Source organism: Myxococcus stipitatus DSM 14675, from assembly GCF_000331735.1.
GTDB lineage: Bacteria > Myxococcota > Myxococcia > Myxococcales > Myxococcaceae > Myxococcus > Myxococcus stipitatus.
This window is the reverse complement of sequence record NC_020126.1, coordinates 10,244,281-10,269,524: the sequence shown is the minus strand read 5'-3', so window position 1 is coordinate 10,269,524 and position 25,244 is coordinate 10,244,281. Positions and strand designations below refer to the sequence as shown.

23 protein-coding genes are annotated in these 25,244 nt (G+C 69.7%); 10 read left to right on the top strand and 13 right to left on the bottom strand.

The genetic code is table 11. The features are described from left to right. The first annotated feature begins 204 nt into the window (after positions 1 to 204). Entirely contained in the window at positions 205 to 885 is a 681-nt protein-coding gene (locus tag MYSTI_RS40030) for a hypothetical protein (protein WP_015353594.1), read from the top strand. Between the two features lie 39 nt (positions 886 to 924). Here the strand turns inward: MYSTI_RS40030 and epsU are convergent, their stop codons facing one another. From epsU to MYSTI_RS39985, 10 genes are all read right to left on the bottom strand, one after another. Next, a complete protein-coding gene (gene epsU / locus MYSTI_RS40025) occupies positions 925 to 2,133 on the bottom strand; it encodes an exopolysaccharide biosynthesis GT2 family glycosyltransferase EpsU (RefSeq protein WP_015353593.1) in 1,209 nt (402 codons plus the stop codon). A 23-nt stretch (positions 2,134 to 2,156) separates the two neighbouring features. Continuing rightward, positions 2,157 to 3,671: a PCP family exopolysaccharide biosynthesis protein EpsV gene (gene epsV, locus MYSTI_RS40020; RefSeq protein ID WP_015353592.1), complete on the bottom strand. Its 1,515-nt coding sequence runs from the start codon at positions 3,669 to 3,671 to the stop codon at positions 2,157 to 2,159. Further along, positions 3,668 to 4,072, bottom strand: coding sequence for an exopolysaccharide biosynthesis response regulator EpsW (gene epsW, locus MYSTI_RS40015; protein ID WP_044282624.1), 405 nt, complete (start codon positions 4,070 to 4,072; stop codon positions 3,668 to 3,670). Before epsW ends, epsV begins: the two co-directional genes overlap by 4 nt. A 29-nt stretch (positions 4,073 to 4,101) precedes the next feature. Next, entirely contained in the window at positions 4,102 to 4,278 is a 177-nt protein-coding gene (locus MYSTI_RS44085; protein ID WP_015353590.1) for a hypothetical protein, read from the bottom strand. Between the two features lie 15 nt (positions 4,279 to 4,293). After that, the gene (gene epsX / locus MYSTI_RS40010) at positions 4,294 to 5,547 is read right to left on the bottom strand and encodes an exopolysaccharide export protein EpsX (RefSeq protein ID WP_015353589.1); all 1,254 of its coding nucleotides are present in this window, start codon (positions 5,545 to 5,547) and stop codon (positions 4,294 to 4,296) included. 3 nt (positions 5,548 to 5,550) lie between these two features. Next, positions 5,551 to 6,189: an exopolysaccharide export protein EpsY gene (gene epsY, locus MYSTI_RS40005; RefSeq protein ID WP_015353588.1), complete on the bottom strand. Its 639-nt coding sequence runs from the start codon at positions 6,187 to 6,189 to the stop codon at positions 5,551 to 5,553. Between the two features lie 16 nt (positions 6,190 to 6,205). After that, the gene (wzx, locus tag MYSTI_RS40000; protein WP_233278111.1) at positions 6,206 to 7,693 is read right to left on the bottom strand and encodes an exopolysaccharide biosynthesis flippase; all 1,488 of its coding nucleotides are present in this window, start codon (positions 7,691 to 7,693) and stop codon (positions 6,206 to 6,208) included. A gap of 170 nt (positions 7,694 to 7,863) precedes the next feature. Further along, positions 7,864 to 9,357, bottom strand: a complete 1,494-nt coding sequence (epsZ, locus tag MYSTI_RS39995) for an exopolysaccharide biosynthesis polyisoprenyl-phosphate hexose-1-phosphate transferase EpsZ (RefSeq protein WP_015353586.1) — start codon at positions 9,355 to 9,357, stop codon at positions 7,864 to 7,866. A 343-nt stretch (positions 9,358 to 9,700) separates the two neighbouring features. Next, complete coding sequence (gene fdhD, locus MYSTI_RS45830; protein ID WP_015353585.1) at positions 9,701 to 11,086, bottom strand: formate dehydrogenase accessory sulfurtransferase FdhD; 1,386 nt, start codon at positions 11,084 to 11,086, stop codon at positions 9,701 to 9,703. After that, positions 11,083 to 12,348, bottom strand: a complete 1,266-nt coding sequence (locus tag MYSTI_RS39985; RefSeq protein ID WP_015353584.1) for a molybdopterin molybdotransferase MoeA — start codon at positions 12,346 to 12,348, stop codon at positions 11,083 to 11,085. Before MYSTI_RS39985 ends, fdhD begins: the two co-directional genes overlap by 4 nt. A gap of 170 nt (positions 12,349 to 12,518) precedes the next feature. On the opposite strand from MYSTI_RS39985, the gene mobA reads away from it, so the two are divergent. Continuing rightward, positions 12,519 to 13,148: a molybdenum cofactor guanylyltransferase gene (mobA, locus tag MYSTI_RS39980; RefSeq protein WP_015353583.1), complete on the top strand. Its 630-nt coding sequence runs from the start codon at positions 12,519 to 12,521 to the stop codon at positions 13,146 to 13,148. A 28-nt stretch (positions 13,149 to 13,176) separates the two neighbouring features. On the opposite strand, the gene MYSTI_RS39975 is transcribed toward mobA, so the two are convergent. Both MYSTI_RS39975 and MYSTI_RS39970 read right to left on the bottom strand, forming a co-directional pair. Beyond that, positions 13,177 to 14,328, bottom strand: a complete 1,152-nt coding sequence (locus MYSTI_RS39975) for a hypothetical protein (RefSeq protein WP_015353582.1) — start codon at positions 14,326 to 14,328, stop codon at positions 13,177 to 13,179. After that, positions 14,325 to 14,729, bottom strand: a complete 405-nt coding sequence (locus MYSTI_RS39970; protein ID WP_015353581.1) for a hypothetical protein — start codon at positions 14,727 to 14,729, stop codon at positions 14,325 to 14,327. The genes MYSTI_RS39975 and MYSTI_RS39970 overlap by 4 nt, the downstream gene beginning before the upstream one ends. Before the next feature lie 160 nt (positions 14,730 to 14,889). Between MYSTI_RS39970 and MYSTI_RS39965 the strand changes: the two genes are divergently transcribed. The 3 genes from MYSTI_RS39965 (at position 14,890) to MYSTI_RS39955 (ending at position 17,068) form a co-directional block, all read left to right on the top strand. Then, a complete protein-coding gene (locus tag MYSTI_RS39965; RefSeq protein ID WP_015353580.1) occupies positions 14,890 to 15,189 on the top strand; it encodes a DUF3817 domain-containing protein in 300 nt (99 codons plus the stop codon). A gap of 145 nt (positions 15,190 to 15,334) precedes the next feature. Continuing rightward, positions 15,335 to 15,949 carry a TIGR02265 family protein gene (locus MYSTI_RS39960; protein ID WP_015353579.1) on the top strand — a complete coding sequence of 205 codons (615 nt, stop codon included), beginning with the start codon at positions 15,335 to 15,337 and terminating at the stop codon, positions 15,947 to 15,949. A gap of 546 nt (positions 15,950 to 16,495) precedes the next feature. Continuing rightward, positions 16,496 to 17,068, top strand: a complete 573-nt coding sequence (locus MYSTI_RS39955; protein WP_015353578.1) for a hypothetical protein — start codon at positions 16,496 to 16,498, stop codon at positions 17,066 to 17,068. A gap of 60 nt (positions 17,069 to 17,128) precedes the next feature. Here MYSTI_RS39955 and MYSTI_RS39950 read toward each other — a convergent pair whose 3' ends face one another. Then, positions 17,129 to 18,085, bottom strand: coding sequence for a proline dehydrogenase family protein (locus MYSTI_RS39950; RefSeq protein WP_015353577.1), 957 nt, complete (start codon positions 18,083 to 18,085; stop codon positions 17,129 to 17,131). A 449-nt stretch (positions 18,086 to 18,534) separates the two neighbouring features. Here MYSTI_RS39950 and MYSTI_RS39945 point away from each other — a divergent pair, with 449 nt between their 5' ends. The 5 genes from MYSTI_RS39945 to MYSTI_RS39925 all read left to right on the top strand — a co-directional run bounded on the left by MYSTI_RS39945 (position 18,535) and on the right by MYSTI_RS39925 (position 25,110). Next, on the top strand, positions 18,535 to 18,984 hold the full coding sequence (locus tag MYSTI_RS39945; protein ID WP_144370243.1) for a hemerythrin domain-containing protein: 450 nt from the start codon (positions 18,535 to 18,537) through the stop codon (positions 18,982 to 18,984). Positions 18,985 to 19,232: 248 nt separating this feature from the next. Next, on the top strand, positions 19,233 to 19,769 hold the full coding sequence (locus MYSTI_RS39940; RefSeq protein WP_015353575.1) for a hypothetical protein: 537 nt from the start codon (positions 19,233 to 19,235) through the stop codon (positions 19,767 to 19,769). Between the two features lie 132 nt (positions 19,770 to 19,901). Continuing rightward, positions 19,902 to 20,786 (top strand): tryptophan 2,3-dioxygenase, encoded by an 885-nt coding sequence (locus MYSTI_RS39935; protein WP_015353574.1) that lies wholly within the window; start codon positions 19,902 to 19,904, stop codon positions 20,784 to 20,786. Between the two features lie 241 nt (positions 20,787 to 21,027). After that, positions 21,028 to 22,149: a hypothetical protein gene (locus tag MYSTI_RS39930; RefSeq protein WP_015353573.1), complete on the top strand. Its 1,122-nt coding sequence runs from the start codon at positions 21,028 to 21,030 to the stop codon at positions 22,147 to 22,149. Between the two features lie 114 nt (positions 22,150 to 22,263). Then, positions 22,264 to 25,110 carry a GAF domain-containing protein gene (locus MYSTI_RS39925; protein ID WP_015353572.1) on the top strand — a complete coding sequence of 949 codons (2,847 nt, stop codon included), beginning with the start codon at positions 22,264 to 22,266 and terminating at the stop codon, positions 25,108 to 25,110. Positions 25,111 to 25,244 lie beyond the last annotated feature (134 nt).

The window sequence follows — 25,244 nt, the reverse complement described above, 5'->3', positions numbered from 1 at the left end:
GGAGGTTTCGAGAGAAGGCTCCATCCTCCCCGAGCCCGGAGCCGGGGTTCACCCGGGGCGGCTCCGGTGTTCATCATCGTTTCGTCATGAGGGAGCCGTGCCCATGCCCCGACGAGCGCATCCACGGCGCGTCAGGCGGGGGGCACTCCGCGTCGACGCGCGCTTGCCGCGGCTGCTCAATGCAACCCTGTTGTAGGATGCCGCATGGTCGAACAAGCGCTGGACCCGATGCATCCACGGACCTTCGTGGTGGAAGCCAGTCATTTTCGTGCGCTGGCTCAGCGGCGCATCGTGCTCGCCTCGGTCTGCTTGCCGCTTCTGGTCGGGGGCGCCGCCCTGACGCTGTGGCTCTCCCTGAATCTGATGGCCCTCGCCGTGTTGAGCCTGTTCTTCGCCTACGGCTGCATCACCATCGTCACCCGCCAGCGGCGAGAGGCAACGCACGCCTCGCGGCAGGAGCTCCTCCTCGAAGGGGACCGCGTCACCTTCGCCTCCGAGGGACCCCGCCGCGTCTTCCGTGCCATCGGCCGCCCTGGCTATCTTCGCCTCCTCAGCACCGAGAATCGCGTGGCCGCTTTCTGGTTTGACGCACGGAGGGACCCGACCGCCTTCTTCGACGTTCCGCTTCCGAAATCGGAACGGGGTGTCCTGACCGAGGCACTGAAGGCCGCGGGCATTCCCCTGCGAGAGGAAGGGTCCATCGCACGGGTGCTGTCGCTGGTCGGAGCGCTGGCGCTCACCCTGGGCGCGCTCGTCGTCGCGCGAGTCGCCCTCGCCTCGGCGGCGCTGGGCCTCGGCGCCCTCCTGTCCTGGGGAGGGCTCCTGGCCGTGGCGCTGGTGGCCTCGCTCCTCGCGGCCATCTGGTGGGCCACGCGCGACACCTGACGACTTCACTTCAAAGCGCGGCCTCGCGTGGGGAGGCGGTCAGCGGCGCTCCGCCTCGCGGGTGGTGCGGACCCACTCGCCGCGCTTCTCCGCGCCGGGGCCGCGCAGCATCAGCCACACCTTCCACACCACGTAGACGGGCGCCCAGGCCAGGTCCACCAGCCCCCGAGGCCCCACGCCCGACACCCACCACCCGCGCAGCACGTACGCGCCCAGGCTCGCCAGCCCGAAGCCCGCCAGCGCGGAGGCGCCCACGGCCGTGCCGCCCGACAGCCACACGAGCACCGACGCCGCCACCGCGCCGCCCACCGTCGCGAGCACCAACTGGCTCAGCGGCGGCACCAGCACGTCCATGGACAAGTCCAGCAGCAGCCCGCTCTTCTGCTTCAGCGCATCACTCAAGAGCGGCCAGCCGTGCAGCTTGCGCATCTGCGCGCGGCCTCCCTCCCAGCGCTGACGCTGGGAGCGGCTCTGCTTCTCCGCCGTCACCATCTCGCCCTGCACCTCCGCCTCCCAGGCGTAGTGCACGCGGTGGCCCTTGCGGCCCAGGCGGATGCCGTACTCCAGGTCCTCCACCACGCTGAAGGCGTCGTGCGGCACCTCGCGCAGCACCTCGTGGGTGAAGCACATGCCGTTGCCGCGCAGGCCGCACGAGACACCCAGCGCCTCGCGTCCCAGCGAGCGCACCTTGTGGAACATGCCCAGTGCAATCGTCATCAGCCGCGTGCGCCACGACGCCGTGGGGTTCATCACGCCGTAGTGCGCCTGCGCCGCGTGGGCACCGTCCGCCAGCCGCCGTGAGTAGGCTTGCAGCAGGTTGGGGGACACCACCGTGTCCGCGTCCACCACCACCACCGCGTCGGCGAAGCCGTCCTTCTGGCTGAACTCGAAGGCATGCGCGAGCGCGTAGCCCTTGCCGCGCTTCTCCGTGTCGTGCCGCTCCAGCACCGTGGCGCCGGCCTCGCGCGCCTTCTGCGCGGTGGCGTCCGAGCAGTTGTCCGCGACGACGAGGATGCGCCGCATCGTCGGCGGGTAGTCCACGGCGGACAGGTTCGCCACCGTGCGGGCGATGCCCAGCTCCTCGTTGTGCGAGGGAATCACCACGTCGAACTTGCGCGTGGGCGCGGGCGGCACCGGCGCCGCTCGCCGCCACGACAACACCGTCAGCAGCAGCAGATAGCCACACGCCACCGTCGCCGGCAGCAGCGCCACGCACAGCGCCAGGTCCACCCAGGTCCACACCGTCACGGCACTCTCCCCCGAGCGCGCTGCTAGCGCCGCTCCAGCTCCGCCAACACCGGGAGCTTCAGGATTCGCTCCACCTGCCACTTCTCCAGGATGCGACGGCGGATGATGTCCAGCGCCACCGCGGCGAAGATGCCCATGGCGATGCCGCCCACCACGCCCGCGGCGAGGATGAGCTGCACCTTGGGCTTGGACGGCTTCTCCGGGAAGGTCGGCGGCGCCAGCACGCTGAAGCGGTGCTTCATCGACGCGCGCGAAATCTCCAGCTCCGTCTTCGCCTGGTCCAACCGCCGCATCTTCTCCTGGTGCCGCATCACCAGCATGCGCACCCGGTCCGCCGCCACCGACACCTCCGGGTTGTCCGACGTCGCCGGGCCCCCGTAGGCCCCCGCGCCCAACAGCGGCCCCGTGGTGCCCTGCTCCAGCTCCCCCGGGTCTCCGCCGTTGCGCATGTACTCGCCAATCAGCTCGTTGAGCTCCGAGCGCAGCGCCACCAACTGCGGAGAGTCCTCCTGGAGCGCGACGATGCGCTGCTCCAGGTCCGTGATGAGCGGGTGCTGCGGCGAGTAGATGACCCGCTGCTCGGACAACTGGTTGCGCAGCTCCGTCAGCCGCCGCGCGCGGAACTCCTCCACGTCGGAGATGGCCCGGCGCTTGGTCTGCACCATGAACCGCATCTGCGCCAGCAGGTGGTTGGTGTTGATGCCCAGCCCGCCCGCCTGCGCCTGCGCTCCTCGCCCGCCGCGCTGCGCCTGCCGGGCCTCCTCGCGCTTGCGCTTGGCCTCCACGCGCTTCACGGTGGCGTCCAGCGCCGCGATGGCCTGCTTGATGCCTTCCGCCTCCTCCACCACCTGCTTGTCCAGGATGGTGATGGCCTCCGACACCGCGCCCATCTCCGCGGCCTGCCGCATCTCCAGGAAGTTCTTCTGCGCGGCCTCCACGATGTTGAGCGCCAGCTGCGGGTCGCTCCAGTCCACGCCGATGGTGACGGTGCCCGTGCCGCCCTCCACCATCACGAGCATGGCCTGCTCGAGCATGGTGGTGAGCGCGTCGCGCTTGTCGTCGTCCGTCATGGCCGGCGGCGGCTTGCGCAGCACCTTCTCCTTCAGCCGGCTCATGGGCGAGCGCTGGAGCTCCCAGTACTCCACCAGCTTCGCGTCCCGGACGACGGCCTTGAGGTTGTCGCTCTTCATCACCATCTCCCACGCCGCGCGCGTGGGCTGGTCCGCGTCCACGGGGATGGAGCGCCCCGGGTTCGCCAGGGAGGCGATGATGAAATTGCGTTGCGTCAGCATCCGCGTTTCAACGTGGTACTTGCGCGGCATGATCTTGCTGACGCCCGCCGCCAGCCCCGCGACCAGCACCGCCACCACCAGCGCCAAGAACCAGTGCCGCAGCACCGCGTTCTTCAAATAGAACACGGAGTCGACGGCGAAGCCCCAGTCGATGAGGTCCGACGGAGCGTTCGTCTCCACGCGCTCCGGGGTGAATGCGGGAGAGGCGTGCGGGCCTGGGCGTTGCCCGGGCGCCGGAACCGTCACGACGTCCTCCTCGACGCGGCGCTCTTCAGGAGCTGCCCCACGCGGCGAGAGAACTCGTCCTGGGTGAAGGGCTTGCCCAGATAGCCATTGGCGCCCGCCTCCTCGGCGTGGGCCTTGTCCTCCGGCAAGTCGCGCGCGCTCACCACCAGCACCGGCACGTCCGCCATGCCCGCGGTGCGGCGGATGTGCTCGCACAAGTCATAGCCGGAGATGTCCGGCAGCGTCAGGTCCAGGCACACGAGGTCCGGACGCGTGGAGCCCGCCAGGTACTTGAGCGCGGCCTGCCCGTTGGGCAGCTCCACCACGTCCTTGAATCCCATGGCACGCAGGTAGTCGCCCAGCATCTTCCGAAAGAAGGGCGCGTCCTCCACCAGGAGGACCTTGTGCATTTGGGGTTCCATCCGTCGTCAGCCTTTCTTCTCAGACACGCTCAGTGGAAGCCGAGCCGTGGCACCCAGACGATGACGCCGTAGGTGTATGCCGCGTTGAAGAAGATCACCCACAAGATGGCTTTCTTCAGTCCTCGCATGGGGTGGGGGTCCCTGGCCGCTTTCGCGGGAAGGGCCACCGTGAGGATGAGGACGGACATCAGGATGAGCTTCGCCATGGGCTTTTGCTTCGCTCAGAGGATACCAGTTTGCCGCAAGGACAGGCCCAACGCCGCCGCCCACTGGAAGCGGGCCGCTGGCAGCTCGGGCGAGCGGCTCCAGGTGCCTCGCGTGTCGGCATCCACCGACATCCAACTGTTGAGAATCCAGGATGCCGTCAACCCGCCCGATACCAGCCTGTCACCCGTGGCCCCGCCCACCGCGAAGGCCGTGCCCGCCGTGGCGGACATGCGCACCCGAGGGCTCAGCACCCACGTCCCCGTCGCCGTGACGTCCGCCCGAGGGTAGACGCGCGCCGTCAGCCGGTCGGTGAAGGGCGACACGCGCAGGCCCAGGCGGCCGTCGAAGTCCGCCGTGCGCGAGGGGATGCGGTGACCCACCGCGAGCGTGAGGTTGGGCAACAGCTCCGTGCGGGGCGTGCCCGCGGGTGTCCCCGGCTCCGGGTCTGGCGCGACTCCGCCTGTTGCTTCGATGGAGTGGACGATGCTCGCGCCCGCGCCGGCCTCCAACGAGGTGCGCCGGGACATGCGGCCCGTCCAGCTCTCGGTGAGCGTCACCACGGTGTTCCTCGCGCCAGTGGAGAAGCGCGCGTGGGTGGTGGAGGCGGAGGTGGTGAGGGCGCTGAGCTCCGACAGCGCGTGGCTCAGCGACACGTCCATGCGGGGGCCGTACTGCATGGGCACGGCCTCGCGCGCGGGGCCATCCAGGCCGCCGCTGACGGAGAAGCCCGCGGTGCCGGAGAGCTGCCAGCGCCGCCCCAGTCGGCTCGTCTCGCCGGTGAGGGAGGTGGCCGAGGAGAGGAAGTAGACGGTGTCCCCCTCGGGGAGGGGCTGGAGCGGGCCGCCGCCGGGGGGCGGGCGCAGCGGGCCGTCCGGGTCATCCGGGTCCGGCTGGAGCACCGGCAGCGAGTCCATGGTGAGCAGGTTGACGCTGCCCAGCACCAGCTCCTCGCTCAGGCGGAAGGACAGGCCGCGCTCGGGGCGCCAGCGCGCGGCGAAGCGGCCCACGTGCTGCACTTCCGTGCGGGGCTCCGCGGTGACTTCGCGCAGGCTGATGCGCGGCGCGTAGTTGAGCTCCAGGGTGGTGTTCCCCTGGGTGCGCTCCAGGCCGAGGATGGGCGTGAAGTCCGTGTCGCCGGCGATGGAGGGCGCGTCCTGGGCGGGGTCCTCGTTGGAGCGCACGCGCGAGTCCACCCGCACGGAGGCGGAGTAGGTGATGGCGGAGGCGGAGAGCTCCAGCCACAACGCGGTGAGCGCGGACCCCAGCACGGGCTACTCCACCACCACCACGTCGCCGGGGCGCAGGCGGAACGTGGACGCGCGCCCCTCGGCGTGGATGAGGTCCTTGTAGCGGAAGCGGATGCGCAGCGGCGCCTGTCCGTCCTCCTGCCGCATGATGAAGATGCGGTCGTCGTGCGCGTATTCGGTGAAGCCCCCCGCGCCCGCCAGCGCTTGCAGCAGGCTTGCGCCCACGTCGATTTCCAGCGGGCCGATGCGGTTGACCTCGCCCATCATCGTCACCTTGATGGGGCGCGCCATCTCCAGCGCGACGGTGACGACGGGGTGGTTGATGTAGTCCTTCAGCCGCGTCTGGATTTGCTGCGACAGCATGGCCGGGCTGTGGCCCGCGGCCTCCACGTCGTCCAGGAAGAGCAGGCTGATGCGCCCGTCGTCTCGCACGCGCGCCTGCGTGGTGAGCGACTCCTGGTTCCACACGCGGATGTTCAGCAGGTCGCCGGAGGCGATGCGGTAGCTGGAGTCCAGCGGGGGGGGCTTCTCCTGGTACTCATCCACCCAGGTGTACTTGCCCAACCCGCCACACGCGGAGGCGACGAGCAGGAGCGCGGCGCACGCGAGCCCTCGCGCGGCGAGGCGCGGCTCGAGGTGTCGGACGCGGAGCGAGGACGGCATGGGGCGCGGGTCTCCTTCAGGGCGTGGGAGCCACGGCGATGGGCGCCGGCTCCGGTTCGGGGTTGCCACGGCGGCGCGCGAGCTTCACCACCGCGAGGACTTCACCGGGCCGCACCGCGCCCAGCGTGAGCACCCCCATGACATACAACATCGCCTCCACGGCGATCCTGGGCCAATCCTCCAGCGGGGCGAGCACCGTGCGGTCCATGGCGACGACACCCACGCAGACGACGGCCGTCTTGGCAATCATGACCAGGAGCCGCCGGTCCACCGCGGCGCTGCCCATGCGGCTGAGCATGATGATGGTGATGGCCACCTCCATCAGGAGCATGGACAGCGCGGTGCCCGCGGCGCCGCCGCCATCGCCGTACGCGGCATACATGCGCGGCACGAGGAGCAGGTTGAGCAGCGGGTTGAGCAGCAGGCTGCCGAAGATGCTGGTGCCCGTCACCCACCACTCGCGGTTCGTCATGGTGAGCCACGAGCCACACGTCATCGTCACGAACGCCAGGACGAAGAGCGGGGACTGGAGCCTGAGCAGGTTGACGGCGAGCGAGTAGTCGCGGCCGAGCAGGCCAATCCACAGCGGCGCGCCCATCACGATGAGCATCATCATGGGGACGGTGACGGCGAGCGTGCCCTCCAGCGCCCGGCGGGCGATGACGCTGACCTCCTCCTCGGAGCGAGCGGCCGCGCGGGACATCAGCGGCAGCAGCACCCAGCCCATCACGGGGTTCAGCGCGAAGGTGATGTTGGAGATGCTCCACGCGGCGCTGTACCAGCCCACCTCTTCGTGGCTGCCCAGCATCCCCAGAATCATGATGTCCAGGCGCCCGTTGGTGGCGAGCGCCGCGGCGGTGAGGAAGTAGGGCAGGCCCGCCTTGAGCACCTTCCACATGGCGCCCAGGTCCACGCGGAACACCAGTCCGATGTGCTGACGCGCCAGCTGCCAGCTCACCACGAACTTGATGGCCTCCGACGCGACGACGGGCACCGCCAGCCACGGCAGGGGAAGCCGCAGCACCCCGACGGCGAGCAGGCCTCCGCCCCACACCACCTTGGTGACGACGTTGGAGATGGACAGCCCCGCCACCTTGCCCTTGGCGTGCAGCAAGGCCGCCATGGAGGCGTTGAGCATGATGAGCAGCTGCGCCAGGCCGAACACGAGCACCAGCGCGCGCATCTCCGGGGAGTCACCCCGGTAGGACATGACGAGCGTCAGCGCGCCCATCAACACGACGGTGAGGCCCAGCCGGACGAGCAGGGAGGTGCCGAAGAAGTCGCTGGCGTGCTCGGGCCGGCGCGACACCTCCTTGCGGATGTACATCTCCAGGCCGAGGTTGGTGGCGATGAAGAAGATGGCGGAGAAGCTGTCCGCCCAGTTGAAGCGGCCGAAGTCCTCCGGTGACAGGTAGTGCGTGAGCAGGGGACGGATGCCGAAGGCAATCGCATACGTCACGAGCAGCGAGCCTCCGAGCTGCAGGCCGTTGCGGACGGCCCCCATCGCCTCCTGGGAGCGCTCATGCTCCTGGGCATTTTGCTGAGTGGATTCGCTGTGGGTATTCACGGTGGAGCGGGTCCCCCGGGCGTCGGCCGGACAGCCCGGGGTTCATAGAAGACGAGCGGGGGCGGCACGTCAATGCCGCCCCCGAGGAAGTCAGGATGCTGGACAGCCTAGCTGGCGCCTCGCCCAGTAATCACCACTGGCACTGTCTGGAGCAAGAGACGCAGGTCGCTGGTGAGGGTCCAGTGGTCGATGTACTGCATGTCCAGGTACATCCACTCCTCGAAGGAGATTTGATTGCGGCCGGACACCTGCCAGATGCAGGTGAGGCCGGGCCGCACCGAGAGGCGACGCCGCTGCCACGTTTCGTACTTGGCGACCTCCGTGGGGACAGGAGGGCGCGGCCCGACGATGCTCATCTCTCCGCGCAGCACGTTGATGAACTGGGGCAGCTCGTCGATGGAGAACTTGCGGATGAAGCGGCCGATGGCGGTGATGCGCGGGTCGTTCTTCATCTTGAAGACGGGGCCGGACTGCTCGTTGAGCGCGGCCAGCTTCTCCTTCAGCTCCTCCGCGTTCACCACCATGGAGCGGTACTTGAGCATGTAGAACGGCTTGCCGTTCTGCCCGACGCGGTACTGCTTGAAGAAGATGGGCCCCTTCGACGTGAGCTTCACCGCCAGCGCGACGAAGGCGAGCAGCGGCAGCAGCATCCACAGCGCCACTGCGGACACGCAGATGTCGAACAGGCGCTTCATCGCCATCTGGTGCGGCTTGGGGCTCACCGCCGCGAAGTGCAGGAAGCCGTCCGCCACCGCGGCCACGTTGACGGGGCGCGCGCGGTCCAGGCGGAAGGTGTGCGCCGGCAGCGCGAACGGCACGCCGAAGCGCTCCGCCAGCTTGATGGACGCCTGCATGGCCTCGCCCTGCTTGAGCGTGTTGCCGGCGATGTAGACCTCGTCCACCGCGGTGTTGCGCAGGATGTGCTCCAGGTCATCCACCGTGCCCAGCACCTTGGCGGGCAGTTCGCCGATGGAGCCCGTGTCGTCGTTGAAGCGGATGTAGCCCAGCAGCTCGCTGCGACCGCGGCGCGCCAGGTCCTCGCCGGAGTAGCGGCCGAACGCCCCCGTGCCGACGATGAGCACGGAGTTGGTGGGGCGCTCCTGCGAGGCCACCTGTCGGAAGACGAACAGGCGCAAGAGCAGCGCCACCGGCCAGAAGAGCACCAGCAGCGGCACCAGGCCCGGAACCTTCAGCGTCTCCGGCAGCGCCAGGTTCACCACCGCCAGCACCGTCACCACCGCCAGCGTCGTCACCGACACCAGCGCCACGTGGTCCAGCTTGCTGCGCTCCGCGAAGCGCGAGTCGTAGAGGCACAGCGCCGTGCCCGTGATGATCCACACGACCAGCGACGTGAGGATGAGCGCCGGCAACAGCCAGCCGGGCTCCGCGAACAACAGACCGTCCAGCCATGCGGAGGCCGTCAACACCACCGACATGAGCGCCAGGTCCACCGTGAGGTTCAGCTTCGCGGCGAATCCCGGCGCCAGCTTGGGGCCAGGAACCTGCTCCTCCACCGAGGAGTCCGTCGCGTTTGCCTGAGCGGATGCCGACCCAGGACTCCCGACCGCCGCACCAGTACTTGCGCTGCTCATCGTGTCCACCCCCCTCTACCTGCCCACTGAGATGTGCAGTTGTGGTGATAGAGGCTGCCGTTGAGGCTGAAAAACTTCAAGTCGGAAAGAACTGCTTTCTGCCATGTTTGTGCGGTGCGTAGCAAGCCCCGGCACGGCGACTAAGACGTGACATGGTGTGAAATCTTTGGATCATCCGACTCTCGTCCCATCTCATCGGGTTCCAGCGAACATCTGGCTGGACATCCGGACTTTCCGGGATGTCGCAACTCAGTCCCGACAGAATGCATCTATGATGCCGGTCTGACGCGAGTGTCACGCGCAGTACGGGACTGTGGGACGCCATCGAGAGTCCGGGTGGAGTTTCGCGTGGTTAGCGCGAACCGAGGCGTTCGGGGTGGGTGTGGATGTTGAATCGGCCGTTCCGGACGAACGTGGCCAGCGTCACGCCGGAACGCAGCGCCAGGTCGATGGCCAGCGTCGTGGCGGCGGAAACCCCCGCGATGACTGGGATTCTGGCCATGACGGCCTTCTGGACGATTTCGAAGCTGACACGTCCGCTGACGGCGAGAATCGCGGGCTGACGTGTCAGGGCGCCCTCAGGCGAGGGGCTCTCTCGGAGGGCGCTGGAGAGCAGCAGGGAGCCCACCACCTTGTCGACGGCGTTGTGGCGGCCCACGTCCTCGTAACCGGCCAGCAACTGCCCCTGGGCGTCGAGCGCGAGGGCGGCATGGACTCCCCCTGTCCGAGCGAAGTTCCGCTGCACCTCGCGCAGGCGCTCCGTGGCGCGCGCCACCGCGGTGGGGGGCAGCACGGGGCCGGGAGGCAGCGGCGTGCAGGCCGCGAGCAGGTCCTCCACGCTTCGCCGCCCACACACTCCGCATGCGGACGTGGTGAGGCTTCCCCGGCGTGTGGCCCGCTGAGACTCGGGGTCAATGATGACACCTGGGGCAGGTGTGACTTCGAGTGTATTTCCCCAGCCTTCCTCTCCGGGACGGCCACAATGCGCCAAGGTGGCGAGGTCATCTACACCCCGGATCAACCCCTCCGCGAGGAGGAACCCGACGGCCAATTCGCGGTCGTACCCGGGGGTCCTCATGGTCGTGGCCAGTGTCTCGCCGTTGACGCGCAGCTCGAGCGGTTCCTCGACGGCGAGCGTGTCGTCCTCGAGTGCGAGGAGGGTGTCGCCATTCCAACGTTGCACCGGGCGCGACGCGAGGCCGCGCGCATCGGCGGGAGGCAGCGGCGCGCGCCGGGGCGGGCGCAGGTGCTGGAGGATGGCGTCCGCGATGGCGTGGGTGTCCTGGGGCGGCAGGATTCGCGCGGCGGAGGCGGGCGGGGAGGGCGCGTCCGTCACGAGGGCGAAGACGCTGGGCCGGGACTCGGCCAGGGGTGGGCCCAGGCCCTGGCGCCACACCTCCAGCTTGGGGAGCGGGCCGTCCTTCCAGCCTTCCACCAGCGCGACATCCCACGCGCCGGCGAGGCGGGTGAGCAGCTCCGGGAGTGCCTCGGCGGGGCGCGTGCTGGTGGTGAGCTGGACACCCGAGGGGGTGGCGAAGCCAATGAGGGCGGCGCCGGTGGCCTGGAAGCGGGCGGTGTCGCTGCCGGAGCGGTGCAGTGGGTGGTCGTCGGAGGAGTGCTTCACGGCGGCGACACGCAGGCCGCGCGCGGTGAGCTCGGCAATCAGGCGCTCGACGAGCAGGGTCTTCCCCGCACCGGACCAGCCGATGATGCTGATGGCGGGCACCTGGCTGCTCATGGCTCGAGGCCCGCCGGTGCCGCGTCCACCGCTTGGAGGCGGGGCCGGTCGAACAGCTCCAGCTCGACGAGCTCGCCCTCGCTGTAGTCGGCGCGACCCGGCGGGAGGATGACCCAGCCGTCCGCGTGGAGGTTCTGCAGCAGCTGTCCGGCCCCCTGGGGGCGCAGCACGGCGCGAGGCGCGGTGGGGCCGTCGTGCTCCAGCGTCGCGGTGATGAGGTAGGCGAGCCCGGCTTGTTTGTGTCGTGCTTCGGACAAGCGGGCGTGGACGCGGCGGCGCGCCTCGAGCACGCCCTGGAGCTTGAGCAGCAGCGGGCGGGCGAGCTGGTCGAACGCGACGGTGGCGGCGCCCGGGTTGCCGGGCAGCACGACGACCGCGGTGCGGCCCAGGCGTGCCACGGCCACGGGCTTGCCGGGCTTGAGGGCCACGCCATCGACGAGGAAGTGTGCGCCCAGCGAGGTGAGCACCCGCTTGACGTGGTCCTTGTCACCCACCGATGCGCCGCCCGTGGTGATGAGCACGTCCACCTCGGGCGCGGCGCGGGTGATGGCCTCACGCAGGGCTTGCTCGTCGTCGCGGGCGCGAGACAGGTGGCGCACGTCGGCGCCCGCCTCGCGCGCGAGGGCCGCTACCAACACCAGGTTGCTTTCGTAGACCTGATGCGGAAGCGCGGGCTCGCCCGGCCGCACGAGCTCGTCACCCGTGGCCAGCACCGCCACGCGCGGTGCGGGCCTCACGTGGACGTGTGTCACGCCCTGCGACGCGAGCACGCCCAGCACCGCGGCGCTCACGTGCTGTCCCGCGGCGACCAGGGGCGCGCCCGCGAGGACCTCCTCTCCCCGCCGGCGGATGTCGTGGCCGGGCCGCACCTGGATGAAGATGTCCACGGCCTGGCCCTCCGGCGTGGCGCGCGCGGCCTCTTGTCGCACGACGGCATCCGCGCCCTGGGGGATGGGGGCGCCCGTGAAGAGGCGCGTCGCGTCGCCGGGCTGGAGCGCTCGGGTGGGCAGGGCTCCGGCGTAGACGGTCTCGATGACCCGCAGGCGCGCGGGCTGGTCCCGGTTCGCGCCCCGAGTCTCCTCCGCCCGCACGGCCCAGCCATCCATCGCGGAGTTGTCGCAACCGGGCAGGGTGCGCGAGGCGCGGACCTCCTCGGCCAGGAAGCGGCCATGGGCGTCGAGCAGGGGCACCCTCCCTGACGCCGCGGGAGCAACGGCTTCGAGCGAGGCCAGCCGGGCGGCGGACAGGGACAAGAGAGGCATCGGCGCGCGCAGACTACGCCGCGAGCCCTGGCCATTGTCCACCCGCCGCCTCGCGCCGCTTGTCCGCTGGGTGTCCGGCCATGGACTCGGCGCGTCAACGCGGGGGGCTTGCGTGGCGTGGGCTCCCTCGCGCGTGTGGCCGTGGCATCCTGCCGGGTGAGACGCGAGCCATGGAACACACGGGTGACAGCCTCGAGGTGACATACCCAGACGTGACGTTCGCCATCATCGCGGGAGGGCGGGGCCGGCGTCTGTCTGGAGTGCCCAAGGGCCTCCTGGAAGTCGAGGGCCGCACGGTGCTCTCGAGGCAGCTCACGCTGGCGCCACGCTTTGGCGACGTGGTGCTGGTGGCCAATACCCCCGCGCCCTATGCGCTGTATGGGCTGCGGACGGTGGCGGACACGGTGCGCGACAAGGGGGCGCCGGGCGGAGTGCACGCGGCGCTGTCCGCGTCCCGCACGCCGTGGGTGGTGGCGGTGGCGTGTGACATGCCCTTCATCACGTGGGAGGCATTGCGCGTGTTGTTGGAGGCGCGCGGAGACGACGTGGACGCGGTGTGCTTCGAGTCCTCCGGACGCGTGGAGCCGCTGTTGGCCGTGTATCGCTCCGAGCTGGCGCAGGTCTGGCTCGCGACGCTGTCGGAGGACCCTTCGCTGCGTCAGCTGTTGTCCCGGTTCCGCGCGCGGGTGCTGCCCGAGTCCGCGCTGCGCGCCGTGGACCCGTCCCTGCGCTCGCTGGTGAATGTGAACACGCCGGAGGACCTGGCGGCGCAGGGGGGCCGCCTGCCTCGCGGACGGTGACTCCGCGAGACAGAGACGGGGAGGTGCTTCAGCCGCGAGGCGCGGACACGGGCTGGAGCAACGAAGGCAGCTCGGCCAGGTCGAGCACGAGGCTGGGGCGGAGCTGTCCCAGCGCATCGGACATGTCCTGGCCCTGGCCCTGGACGCCCAGGCCCACGGTGAAGCGCTCGGCGATGACGACGCGCGTGTGGGCGATGAGGCTCGCGCGCCGGGATTCCGTCCCGCCCAGCTTCAGCAGGGACTGGTTCGCCTCCAGCTTGAGCTGGAAGCGCCGCGAGGCGACGCCGAACGACAGGCCCACGTCCATCCACTTGTCCATCGCGAGCTCCGGACGCTGACGCTCCTGGAGCAGCCGCACTTGCAGGGCGAGCTCCAGGTGGGAGTCCGCGCTGCTCAAGAGGTCCAGCGTGGCCGCGCCGAAGCCGCGCTGAATCGCGACGCCATCACCCTCCTGTGACTTGAGCCCCGGCGTCACCCAGCGTCCTCCCGCCGAGAGGAAGAGGGCGCTGGACGACTCGCGTGACTCGCGCGTGCAGCCGGAGAGCCGCTGGGTGATGCGCGCGATGCCCGCCTGTCTCGCGGCCTCCATGGCGACGCGGTGCTCGGCCTGGGCCTTCTGGAAGGAGGCGCTGTCCTCGAAGTCGCCGGGCAGGGGCGGGTCGGGGAACTCGTAGAGGCTCAGGTCCGCGAGCACCTGCTGGATGCAGGTGTTGTAGCGGGCGCCGTAGATGCCGCGCTCGCCGAGCACGTCCACGGACACGCCGGCCATGACGGTGGCGAAGCGGCCCTTGGGCGGGATGAAGTCCTGGAAGGGCGTGTCCTGGCCGATGGCCAGGGTGACGGCGGTGTCCTGGAGCAGCCGCGTGACGGTGGACGCCTGGCGCGCGGCGACGGCCTCCGGGTAGAGCCGCTCGAAGCCCTGGGTGAGGAGGTAGGGATTGAACTGGAGGGCGAACGACACCTGGGCGCCGTCGAGCACCGCGCCCACGCCCCGCAGGCTGGCCACCAGCGCCGTGGGGTTGGCGGGGTGGACGACCTCTCCCGCCGTGGCGATGTCCAGCCCCGCGGCGGTCTCCGAGCCCCCTCGCGCGATGCTGGGGAAGTCGAGCGGCACGGTGCCCGAGTCCTGGGCGCGGGCCGCCGGGGCGAGCGCGAGCAGCAGCGCGAAGAGGCGCTTCATTCCACCACCGTCCAGGTGAGGGTGATGAAGTCCGCCACGGCGCCCTTCTGGAGCGAGAAGTCATCCCAGAGGACCTCCTGGTGCCCCTTCTCGAAGACGAGGGAGACGCGCTGGAGGAACCGCGCGCCGCCGCCCGTCGGGTCGGCCACGGAGAACACCACGCGCACCCAGCCCTGGGCCGCGGAGGGGAGGAAGTCATCCGGCAGCGCCAGCACGCTGTTGCCCGTGAAGACGTCCGAGTGCAGCTGCCGCCGCTCCTGCCCCTGCATCTTCCCGCTCACCACCAGCCGCATCGCCACCGTGTTGAGGACCCCGTGGGGCCGCTCCATCACCAGCCTCACCCCCTTGCGGTCCGCGCGCGCCATTCGGATGCTGGATTCCAGCTTGTCATTGCCTGGCATGTTGTCCCCCTCGAGACGAGAGCACGAGCCTTCCGGACTTCACCGGACTCATTCTAGAGGGGCGAGTGACACGGGAAGAAGGGCGGGCGTGCAGGCGGGAAGGCGGGGTGCGTCAGCCTGTCGCATGGACGCCAGGGGCGGAGGGTGGGAGAGAGGAGGCATGTTGAAGACCCCTCTTGGACGATTCCGCGCGGTGGCCTTGCTGGAGGGCCTGTCGTTCGTCGTGTTGCTCTTCATCGCCATGCCGCTGAAGTACGCGGCGGACATGCCGCTGGCGGTGCGCTTCACGGGCATGACGCACGGGCTGTTGTTCGTGCTCTACCTGTTCGCGCTGATGGAGGTGGCCATCGCGCTGCGCTGGTCGTTCTCGCGCGTGGCGGTGGCGTTCGGCGCGTCGCTGGTGCCCTTCGGCAACTTCCTGCTCGACGCGAAGCTGCGCAAGGAAGCCGACGGCGCGTAGCGGAGCGCCGTTTCACCCGACGTGTCACATCGGGGGGGCGCGCCTGGACGGGACGTGCCAGGGAATCGCGAGTGCTCCAGGAGTTCGCGTGTGACACCAAGCTGTGCGAGCATTCCGCGCGATTTTTCACGGCGGAGGTCGGCTCATGGAACGCGGTACGTGGAACACGCCGGAAGCGGTGCAGCGTGAGCTGGAGTCGCGACTGGCGCTCGTGCAGCCCACCGAGCACATCCGCGGCATGCACTTCGCCGCGGTGCTCGACACCGTGAGGTTCCTCGGCGGTGAGCAGGCGGTGAAACACATCGTGGACGCGGGGGACTTTCCCGCGGACCTGGACCTCACCGAGCTGTATCCCGTTCCCCCTTTCCTGCGTCTGTTCTTCGCCGCCACGCACCTGCTCGCCCCGCAGCTGGGCGGCGCGGAGGAGGCCATGCGCCAGATTGGCGTGCAGGGGACGCTGGCCTTCGTGCGCTCCATGTTCGGCGCCGAGGTCCGTCAGCAGGTGGGCGGAGACCCCAAGCAACTGGTGAACATGCTCCCGGAGGCCTACCGCATGGCCATCGACTTCGGGGAGCTCCAGGTGGAGTGGACCGCCTCGCGCGCGGGCCTCATCCACATGCGCCGCATCTTCACGCCCGTCGCCTACAACGAAGGCATGCTCGAAGGCGCCCTCCAGGCCGTGGGCGCCCAGGACATCCAGGTCCAGGGTCGCCAGACGTCGCTGCTCGACAGCGAATACACGCTGTCCTGGGACGACTGAGTCGAGGCCGGAGTCCCGCTGTCCGTTGTCCGCTTCCGGGACGACCCGGTCCCGCCTCCGTCCACCCCAGGCGGGGGCGCGCGGCCACTGCCCGTGACAAGTGATTGGATTCCCAGCGCCACGCCCTGTGGCGTGCTGCTTGCTATCCGAGGTCCTCGTGCCGTGCGCGGTGCCCTGGCGGACAAGGCCGTCAGGGGCACGGGACTTCGTGAATGGGAGGGCCGGCCGGGACCTTTCGACTCCTCCACCCGGCCGACCTTCCCGTCCGTGAAGGCCCACATCCGCCTCCACGCGGGCGTGTGTCTCATGCCATGTCTCACGTGGCGCTCGAGGCGAGGGAACTCCGCGTGAGGACAGCCTTTTTCGGGTCTGTCTTCCTGGGAGTCCCAACCAGGTCCTGATGTTTCGAGCGGATTCTCAAGTTGTGCTGCGGCGGTAGATGACGCATGCAGGACGAAAAAAGGATGCGCGCCAGCGTTGTTTGACTAGAAGAGTCCGCCGCAAGCCCGGGACTGACCACGGGCAATGGCAACGGAGGGACGCTTCATGAAGACACATCAGTGGATGGCCGTGGCGGCCGGGGTGATGGTCGCGACGAGCGCGAGTGCGCAGTCGGAGGGTGGCGCTGGTGGTGGTGGCGGCGGAAGCTTCGGCAACGCCGGGCAGATTGTCGTCAGCTCGGATGCGTCGGGCAGCCTGGGCTACACCACCGAGGGCGCCGGTTATGGGTATTTCTCCATCGAGCCGAGCGTCGACTACTTCCTGAAGGAGAACCTCTCCATCGGCAGCGGCATCCGGCTGCGCGTGGTGTTCCCCGAGGGAGACACCGCGGCGGCTTTCGGCATCAGCGCTCGGGTGGGCTACAACATCTCCCTCACGGACAAGATCTCCGTGTGGCCCAAGGGTGTGGTCACCCTGAACGTGGGTGACGACCTCCTGGGGACCATCCCCGAGGGCACGCTCGCCGCGTCCACCGTCATCCTGGAGGGCTACGCGCCCTTCCTGTACCACGTCACGCCGCACTTCTTCCTGGGCGCCGGTCCTCGGCTGGCCCTGGGCCTGGGTGACGAGGTCGAGGTCACCTTCGGCGTCGCCACCACCATCGGCGGCTACTTCTAGGCTTCACCGCTTCCCTCGCGTGGACGGGAGTCTCCTCCTTCCACGCGAGGGAGTCGTCTGTCATTCCCTCCGGCGCGCGCGGCCTCGGGCGAGGTGGCGCAGGACGAACGCGAGGTTCGCGGGTCGCTCCGCTATGCGGCGCATGAGATAGGGATACCAGTGGCGCCCGTAGGGCACGTAGATGCGTACCCGGTAACCCTGGTCCACCAGTTGCTGTTGAAGGTCCTCCCGGATGCCATGGAGCATCTGGAGCTCGAACGCGTCGCGCGGGAGGTGTCTTCGCTCCGCGTGCTCCAGCGTGGCCTCGAGCATCCGCTCATCGTGCGTGGCGATGCCGTGATACACGCCGCTGTCGAGCAGCACCCGCATGCAGCGCACGAAGCAGGCGTCCACGTCTCGCTTGTCTGGGAAGGCGATGTCCGGGCCCTCCAGGTAGGCGCCCTTGCAGAGACGGATGCGCACCCGCTCCGCGCACAGCGCCCGGGCATCCGCCTCCGTGCGCCGCAGGCAGCTCTGCAGCACCGCGCCCACGTGTGACTCACCGAACTCGGCGTGGAGCTGGCGCACGATGTCCAGCGTCGCCTGGGTGACGGCGCCGTGCTCCATGTCCACGCGCACGAAGGAGCCTCGCGCCCGGGCCTCCGCCACCACCGCGCGCGCGTTCTCCACGGCCAGCGCCCGGTCCACGAGGAGCCCGCATTGGGTGAGCTTGAGCGACACGTTGGCCCGCGCGCCCGCCGCGTCGATGTCCGCCAGCAGCCCCAGGTACTCGCGCACCTCCTCCCGTGTCTCCTCCGCGTCGCGCACCGTCTCGTTGAGGTGGTCGAAAGACACCCACAGGCCCCGCGCGTTGAGCCGCTTCACCGCCGCCAGGGCTTCCTCCCGAGTCTCCCCGGCGACGAAGCGGCGGGAGAGCCGCCGAAGACGCCTCACCCGTGTCGCCCGGTCCTTCAGCCAGCGCTGTCGCGACAAGAACAACAGGGTGCTACGGGCCCAGCGGGCGGCGACGTCTCTCATTCCTGGGACTCCCAGGCAAAGGGCGAGCTCCCTCAATCCTTGCCACCCCGGGGAGTCCCCGCCACCGGGGCCGCCCTCTCGTGGCCCGTGAGCCACCGAGCCTGCGAGCCACCGAGCCTGTGAGCCTGTGAGCCTGTGAGCCTGTGCGGGCCGCGCCTGTCGCCTGCCCGGCGGAGCGGCCAGACAGGCCCCCGCCTCCACTCCTCCGGGCTCGCCAATAGCACGCACCGTCCTCGGGGGGGCGCGACGGGCCCACCGTGGGAGGTTGCTTTGAGTAGGCAACGCTTCGCGTCCTCTCCCATGGGCACGGCCGCCTCGGGTGCGGCAGCCTCCCGCCGTTGTTTCACCCCGCTGAACGACTGCTCACCCGATTGTTTGAGTTTTAATAATGTGCGAATGAAGGGCGCCTCCGGTTGTCTGCCTCCGGTACCGTGCGGATGGTTGAGGGCATGGGAGGCCCGTTCGACATCCTCGTCGAGGAGCACCATGCGCTGGAGGAGCGCTTCGCGCGGCTTGTCTCCAGTGCCGAGCCAGAGCCTCTCAGTGCCCAGCGGGAGCTGTTGGCGTTGCTGCGACAGCACATGTGGCTGGAGGAGCGGTGTCTTCAGCCGTGGGTGGCCCGGGTGGAGGGGCGCCACCGGGCGCGCCGGCTGGCCGAGGAGTCACTGGCCATGCGTGAGCTCATGGATGAGTTGGAGGAGCTGACGCCGGGGAGCGCGGATTGGCTGGCCCGTGTCCTGGCGCTCGAGGACCTGTGGGTCGCGCATTTCCAAGAAGAGGAGAGGGCATTGCTGCCCAGGCTCACCACGGTGCTGGACCCGCAGGAGCAGCAGGTGTTGAGCCTGGAGCTGACCCGGGCGCGCAATGCACTGCGTGCTCGCGGCCATGCAGGGCATTGATTCGGGGCGGGCCCCAGGGCGGATGACCGCTGGCGGGACGGCTGAGCGCCGTTCCCGTCTCACTGGAATGCGACCCGACCTGGGACGGCGGGGGGGTGATACGTCCGCCAGTCACACCTTTTACACATCTTTTATCGCTTCCTTTAGACAAATCCTAAATTGACAGGTATGGGTATGAGCGGCTTCACAAATCAACTCCCCCATCTAGTCCTTCAACTCCCAGACTAGCCAAGACGAGGATTGAACGAATGTCCGTGGATAAAGCGTTTCGGGACATGATCCGTAACGAAATCGAAGTCCAGCTCAAGCCGCTGCGTGACGTGGTCTCCCGCCTGGAGTCCGGCACGGCGGACCTGGATGCGCTGCGCAACGTGGCGGAGCGACTGGCGCCGCTGGCCGAGGTCGTGGGGCCCCTGTTCGGCGCCCAGGCTCCGGCGGCGAAGGCCGGCCGCAAGGCGGTGGGCCGTCCCCCCGCGGCGGCGCGTGGCGCGATGAGCGCCCCGGTGGCCGCTCCGGTGGGTGGCAAGCGCCGGGGTCGCAAGCCCGCGGTGGCCAGCGCGGATGGCTCGCGCGTGTGCGCCATCATCGGCTGCGGCAAGCCCAGCCGGACCAAGGGCTACTGCGCCGCGCACTACCAGAAGCTGCGGATGCTGGAGAAGACCAACCGCCGTCCGTCCGCGTGGGTTGACTACGCGCCGGCCGACAGCGTGGATGACATCAAGCTTCCGCGTGGCCGCGCCGCGTCGAAGGCTCTGGCAGCAGCAGCGCAAGCCGCGAACGGTTAATCAGCGGCACGCTGCCCCGGCCCGGGCAGAGAGTGACCGCGACTTCCGTCAACCTGCCCTCCGTTGTCTGGAGAGGGTTCGGGAGAAAGCCCGTACGGGAAGTCTTGCCCGCGGGGGCTTGCAGGGGCATGAATGCCCGGGCCCATGAAGACTCGAGATTTGGAGCCTGGAATCATCACCGACCTGGCCGGACGGACCACGTACGGTGAATACCTACAGCTCGACCGGCTGTTGACGGCGCAGGTTCCGCGCTCGCAGCCCCCGCACCACGACGAGCTGCTCTTCATCATCCAGCATCAGACGAGCGAGCTGTGGATGAAGCTTCTCATCCACGAGCTGAGCGCGTGTATCCGCTATGTCCAGGCGGACCGGCTGGAGCCCTCTTTCAAGATTTTCGCGCGGGTGGCCCACATCCAGCGGATGCTCTTCGAGCAGTGGAGTGTCCTGGAGACGCTCACGCCCAATGAGTACCTGGAGTTCCGGGACGCGCTGGGGCCGGCGTCTGGCTTCCAGAGCTGGCAGTACCGGGCGCTGGAGTTCCTGTTGGGCAACAAGGACGTGAATGCCCTGGGTCCCTTCCGCCACCAGCCGGAGGTCCATGGCGAGCTGGAGCGGCTGCTCCAGTCCCCCAGCCTGTATGACGAGTTCCTCCGCTACCTGGCGCGGAAGGGGCATGCCGTTCCCGAGGACCACGCCCGGCGGGACTGGCGCAAGCCCTACGAGAAGAGCCCCGCGGTGGTGGAGGTCTTCCGGCGCATCTACGAGGACATCGACGCGCACTGGGATGCCTATGAGATGTGCGAGAAGCTGGTGGATACCGAGGAGCGCTTCCAGCTCTGGCGCTACCGCCACATGATGACGGTGATGCGCATCATCGGCTTCAAGCAGGGCACCGGCGGCTCCTCCGGTGTGGGTTTCCTCCGCAAGGCGTTGGATTTGCGATTCTTCCCGGAGTTGTGGGATGTGCGTACGGAGCTGATGCCGCCCGGGGTGAGAGGCCCCAAACCCTCCCCTTGAGCAGTGGATTCGGGCATGGCAGGCGTTGCGCGCCTGTCTTGACGTCCCCCGCTGGATGAGAGGGATGGCGGGCCCTGGGTGGGGTGGCTCGCGTCGCTCGTGAAACATCGACAATGTGACGAAGAGGGCGGCCCACGCCGGGGCCTCCCCTCCCGGGCGCGAGGGCAAGGACTGACAGGGGCGGGTCTTGGGGGAATTGCGCATCCTTCAGGGGAGGGGCACGGGCTAGGCTGGGGAGACCATGTCCGCCGCGTCCCCCCTGGTCTTCGAGAAGGCGCACATCCTCTGCTATCGGACGTTCGACATCGCGGAGGAGATCAACCTCGAGCGGGCGCGCAGGGCCGTGTCGGAGGACACCCGCCGCCTCAAGCTGTCGCGGGAGAACAGCCAGTACATCCAGCTGCCCAATCCGCCGGTGGCGTATGAGCTGGGGCGGCGCCCGCTGGCGCTCGGAGGGGGGCCTGTCACGGTGGATGCCACCGCGCGCCTGTTTGACCATGGGGCCGCGTCCATCATCCTGCGCGTCCCGGTGGTGCCGGGCACGACGCTGGAGGAGCTCACCCTGGTCGCGGACGAGCTCTATGACAGCCAGGCGTTGGAGGACCTGGCGCTGGAGCTGGTGGAGGGGGTGCGGCGCACGATTGCTCCAGCGGTGCAGGAGCCCCACCTGTGGGACCAGAGCGAGAGCTACACCGTCCTCTTCGCGGAGAGCATCCGCGGCCAGCCCTCCGCGGAGGAGGTGCTCCAGGAGGCGGACCTGGCGCGGCTCTTGTTGGGGGAGAACGGACAGACGCCGCTGTCTCGCCGGGAGAGCGAGGCCGTCACGCAGGTGCGCTTCAGCTACACCGTCAACGACCTGGTGGTCATCGACTGGAACAGCGCGTTCGTCTACGAGCCGTCGGGCTCAGGCGACATCCCGGACCTGCTCGAAATCGCCAACGCGCAGCTGTTGGAGTTCCGCTACTACGACGAGAAGCTGGACGAGCACATCGCGCGCATCCACGAGGAGGTCCAGGCCAAGCGCCACGAGTGGACGCGGCTGTTCCGCAGCCCCTATCGCACGCTGACGCGGCAGACGCTCACCACGCTGGTGGACCTCAACGAGTTCATCGAGCGGGTGGACAACAGCCTGAAAATCATTGGCGACTTCTACCTGGCCAAGGTCTACGAGGGCGCGGTGAAGCGCATGCGCATCTCCGCGTGGCAGGGCTCCGTCACGCGCAAGCAGCAGCTGCTGGCGCAGACGTATGGGCTGCTCAAGGGCGACGTGGACATCGACCGCTCCCACACGCTGGAGGCGGTCATCATCCTGCTCATCGTCCTGGAGATTTTCTTCGCGTTCTTCAATGTGTTCGCTCACTGAAAGCCGCGCGGCCTTGTACCTGAGGACAGGTACCTTCGGGTTTCGCGGGTCCACTGGACATGGGACACTCACGGCTTCGCGGTAGGGCCTTCGGGGCCGGGGGGACGTGTGGGCATGAAGGTGCCCGAGAGCAACCTGGCGGCCGCGGCGGACCGCATGGCGCGGACCCTGGAGCGGCTGACCGTGGCGCCGTCCGTGCGGGCGGTGCTGGAGGCGCTGCTGCGCGAGGCGGCCTCGGCACTCGGTGCGTCCGGCGCCTTCATGTGTTGGCGAGAGGACGAAAGTGTCCCTCGGGTGCTCACCACGCCGGGCCTGCCGGAGGACGCCACGCACGCGTGTGGCGAGCGGTTGCTGGAGGGGGCTCGGGACATCGACGGGGCGCTGCTGCCGTATGTGACGGTGGACCTGGAGCGGGACTCGCTCCTGGCGGAGACGCAGGAGGCTCGGGCTCGGATGGGCGCGGTGTCCCTGGTGTCGCTGCCGCTCACGTCCTCCGTGGGCGAGGGCGTCGTCGGTGTGCTGTGTGGCATCCAGCGCGAGGGGTGGGTGCCGCAGGAGGAGGCCCTCCAGCGCTTCGGCCTGCATGCGCGCCTGGCGGGGCTGGTGTTGGAGCGTGAGCAGGCGAGTGTCCGAGCGCGCGCGGAGGTGGGGCGGGCGGAGGTGTCGCGGCTGGGACGCTTCCAGGCGGTGACGGAGGCGTTTGGCCAGACGCTCACGCGCGAGGCGGTGGCGCAGGTGGTGTTGGACCTGGGCCTTCCCGCGGTGGGCGCGGTGGCGGGCATGGTGCACCTGACGGGGGAGGGAGGCGCGGCGGCGGAGCGCATCGCCTCGGTGGGGGTGGCGGAGGGCGTGCTGGAGCCGTTGCGGGCCTTGTCTCGCGTGGGGCAGGGGGGCGCCGCGCGGGCGGAGGCGCCGGTGTGGTTGGAGTCGCGGGCGGCGGTGCGGGCGCGCTCGGCGAAGCTCGCGGAGGCCCTGGCGGGTGGGCCGCTGCGGGCGCTGGCGCTGCTGCCGTTGTTCGTCGAGGGGCGCGCGTTCGGCACGCTGGCCTTCGGCTTCGAGCGGGAGACGGGCTTCTCCGCGCTGGAGCGGGCCTCCATCGTCGGGCTGTCGCGGCAGTGCGGGCAGGCGCTGGAGCGCGCGCGGCTCTATGAGCGGGAGCACACCGCGCGGCTGGAGGCGGAGGCGCTGGGGGCTCGGCTGAGCCTGCTGGCGGATGCGAGCGCGTTGGTGTCGGGCTCGCTGGGGTGGGAGGAGACGGTGTCCGGGGTGGCTCGGCTGGCGCTGGGGCACTTCGCGGATGGGTGCGCGGTGGACTCCTACGAGGAGGGCGTGGTGCGGCGGCTGGCGGTGCTGCACGCGGACCCGGAGAAGGCGGAGCGGGTGCTGGAGCTGACGAGCTTCCCGGCGGAGCAGGGGACGCCGTCGCCGCTGACGCGCGTGTTGTCGAGCGGGCAGCCCCGCATGGAGCGGCGCCGGACTCGGATGACGCCGGGCGAAGGGGGCATCCTGCCGGTGTGGGGGGACAGCACGCTCATCATCACGCCGCTGGTGGCGAGGCAGCGCACGCTGGGGGCGCTCACCTTCGTGCGGGATGCGGAGCGGCCGCCCTTTGGCGTGGAGGACTTGTCGCTGGCGGAGGAGCTGGCGCGGCGCGCGGCGCTGGCCATGGACAATGCGCGGCTGTTCCGCGCGGCGCGGGCCGCGGAGGAGGAGAGCCGGCGCAGCGCCGCGCGGTTGCATGTGCTGGTGCAGGTCAGCCAGCTCATCGCCGAGGCGGGGTTGGACCTGCCCACGGTGCTGGACGTGCTGGCGCGCAAGGTGTCCGAGGCGCTGGGCGGCGGGTGTGTGTTGCAGCTGCTGGCCGAGGACCGGGAGCAGCTGGAGCTGGTGGCGGCGCACCATCCGGACCCGGCGGCGCGCGGGGTGCTGGAGTCGTCGCTGCGGATGAATCCGGCGCGGGTGGGCGAGGGTCTGTCGGGCCGGGTGGTGGCGACGGGGCAGACGCTCTTCGTTCCTCGATTGAGCGCGGAGGAACTGCTCGGGGACCGCTCGCCCGAGGGGATTTCGTTCCTGGAGCAGTACGGGCCGCAGAGCCTCATCATCGTTCCGCTGGGTGCGCGAGGACGGGTGCTGGGCACGCTGGGCGTCATCCGCGAGGCGCGGGGACGCGAGTACACGGCGGAGGAGCGCGCGCTCCTGGAGAGCCTGGCGGCGCGGGCGGCGTTGGCCATCGAGGATGCGCGGCTGTATGGCGCGGCGACGCAGGCGGTGAAGGCGCGCGATGAGCTGCTGTCCGTCGCGGGGCACGAGCTCAAGTCGCCGCTCAACGCGCTGCAGCTGCAGATTCACCTGCTGGCGCGCATGGCGAAGGATGCGATGTCCGCCAGCGGGTTGGCCGAGCGCGCGGAGAAGGCGGCTCGCGCGGGCCAGCGGCTGGGGTTGCTCATCGACGACCTGCTGGACGTGTCGCGCATCAGCGCGGGGCGACTGAGCTTGAATCGAGAGGACGTGGACCTGGCCTCGCTGACTCGCGAGCTGGTGTCGCGCATGTCCGAGGAGCTGGTGCGCGCGGGCAGCGAGGTGCGGCTGCTCGCGGACGCGGAGGTCGTGGGCCACTGGGACCGGCTGCGGCTGGAGCAGGTGCTGGTGAACCTGCTGTCCAACGCGGCGAAGTACGGGGCGGGTCGTCCGGTGACGGTGCAGGTGGAGCCGCGCTCGGTGGGGGCGGCGCTGCTGGTGCGCGACGAGGGGATTGGCGTGGCGCCCGAGGACCAGGAGCGCATCTTCGAGCGCTTCGAGCGCACCGAGTCCGCGCAGCACTTCAAGGGCCTGGGGCTGGGGCTCTGGATCACCAAGCGCATCGTCGAGGCCCACGGCGGCAGCATCCGCGTGGAGAGCGAGCCGGGCCGAGGGTCCACCTTCACGGTGGAGCTGCCGTTGACCGGTGTGCCGCAGGCCTGAGCGGCCGCGCGTCCGGAGCCGACCCCCTGGGTGCCCCCTGGGCGCAGGATTGCGCACCTTGCTGGGATTGCTGCGAGGAGTTCCCGGCTTGGGGTGTTGTCGGAGGGCCCGGAGTCCTCCCGGAGCGCGGGGAG

Bases quoted from the DNA above. Each gene is read 5' to 3' on its own strand.
- MYSTI_RS39925 (WP_015353572.1), top strand. From the start codon at position 22,264: ATGAAGGTGCCCGAGAGCAACCTGGCGGCCGCGGCGGACCGCATGGCG.
- MYSTI_RS39965 (WP_015353580.1), top strand. From the start codon at position 14,890: ATGTTGAAGACCCCTCTTGGACGATTCCGCGCGGTGGCCTTGCTGGAG.
- MYSTI_RS39960 (WP_015353579.1), top strand. From the start codon at position 15,335: ATGGAACGCGGTACGTGGAACACGCCGGAAGCGGTGCAGCGTGAGCTG.
- epsW (WP_044282624.1), bottom strand. From the start codon at position 4,072: ATGGAACCCCAAATGCACAAGGTCCTCCTGGTGGAGGACGCGCCCTTC.
- MYSTI_RS44085 (WP_015353590.1), bottom strand. From the start codon at position 4,278: ATGGCGAAGCTCATCCTGATGTCCGTCCTCATCCTCACGGTGGCCCTT.
- epsY (WP_015353588.1), bottom strand. From the start codon at position 6,189: ATGCCGTCCTCGCTCCGCGTCCGACACCTCGAGCCGCGCCTCGCCGCG.
- MYSTI_RS39970 (WP_015353581.1), bottom strand. From the start codon at position 14,729: ATGCCAGGCAATGACAAGCTGGAATCCAGCATCCGAATGGCGCGCGCG.
- MYSTI_RS39950 (WP_015353577.1), bottom strand. From the start codon at position 18,085: ATGAGAGACGTCGCCGCCCGCTGGGCCCGTAGCACCCTGTTGTTCTTG.
- mobA (WP_015353583.1), top strand. From the start codon at position 12,519: ATGGAACACACGGGTGACAGCCTCGAGGTGACATACCCAGACGTGACG.
- wzx (WP_233278111.1), bottom strand. From the start codon at position 7,693: ATGGGGGCCGTCCGCAACGGCCTGCAGCTCGGAGGCTCGCTGCTCGTG.
- MYSTI_RS39975 (WP_015353582.1), bottom strand. From the start codon at position 14,328: ATGAAGCGCCTCTTCGCGCTGCTGCTCGCGCTCGCCCCGGCGGCCCGC.
- MYSTI_RS40030 (WP_015353594.1), top strand. From the start codon at position 205: ATGGTCGAACAAGCGCTGGACCCGATGCATCCACGGACCTTCGTGGTG.
- MYSTI_RS39930 (WP_015353573.1), top strand. From the start codon at position 21,028: ATGTCCGCCGCGTCCCCCCTGGTCTTCGAGAAGGCGCACATCCTCTGC.
- MYSTI_RS39955 (WP_015353578.1), top strand. From the start codon at position 16,496: ATGAAGACACATCAGTGGATGGCCGTGGCGGCCGGGGTGATGGTCGCG.
- MYSTI_RS39945 (WP_144370243.1), top strand. From the start codon at position 18,535: ATGGGAGGCCCGTTCGACATCCTCGTCGAGGAGCACCATGCGCTGGAG.
- fdhD (WP_015353585.1), bottom strand. From the start codon at position 11,086: ATGAGCAGCCAGGTGCCCGCCATCAGCATCATCGGCTGGTCCGGTGCG.
- MYSTI_RS39935 (WP_015353574.1), top strand. From the start codon at position 19,902: ATGCCCGGGCCCATGAAGACTCGAGATTTGGAGCCTGGAATCATCACC.
- MYSTI_RS39985 (WP_015353584.1), bottom strand. From the start codon at position 12,348: ATGCCTCTCTTGTCCCTGTCCGCCGCCCGGCTGGCCTCGCTCGAAGCC.
- MYSTI_RS39940 (WP_015353575.1), top strand. From the start codon at position 19,233: ATGTCCGTGGATAAAGCGTTTCGGGACATGATCCGTAACGAAATCGAA.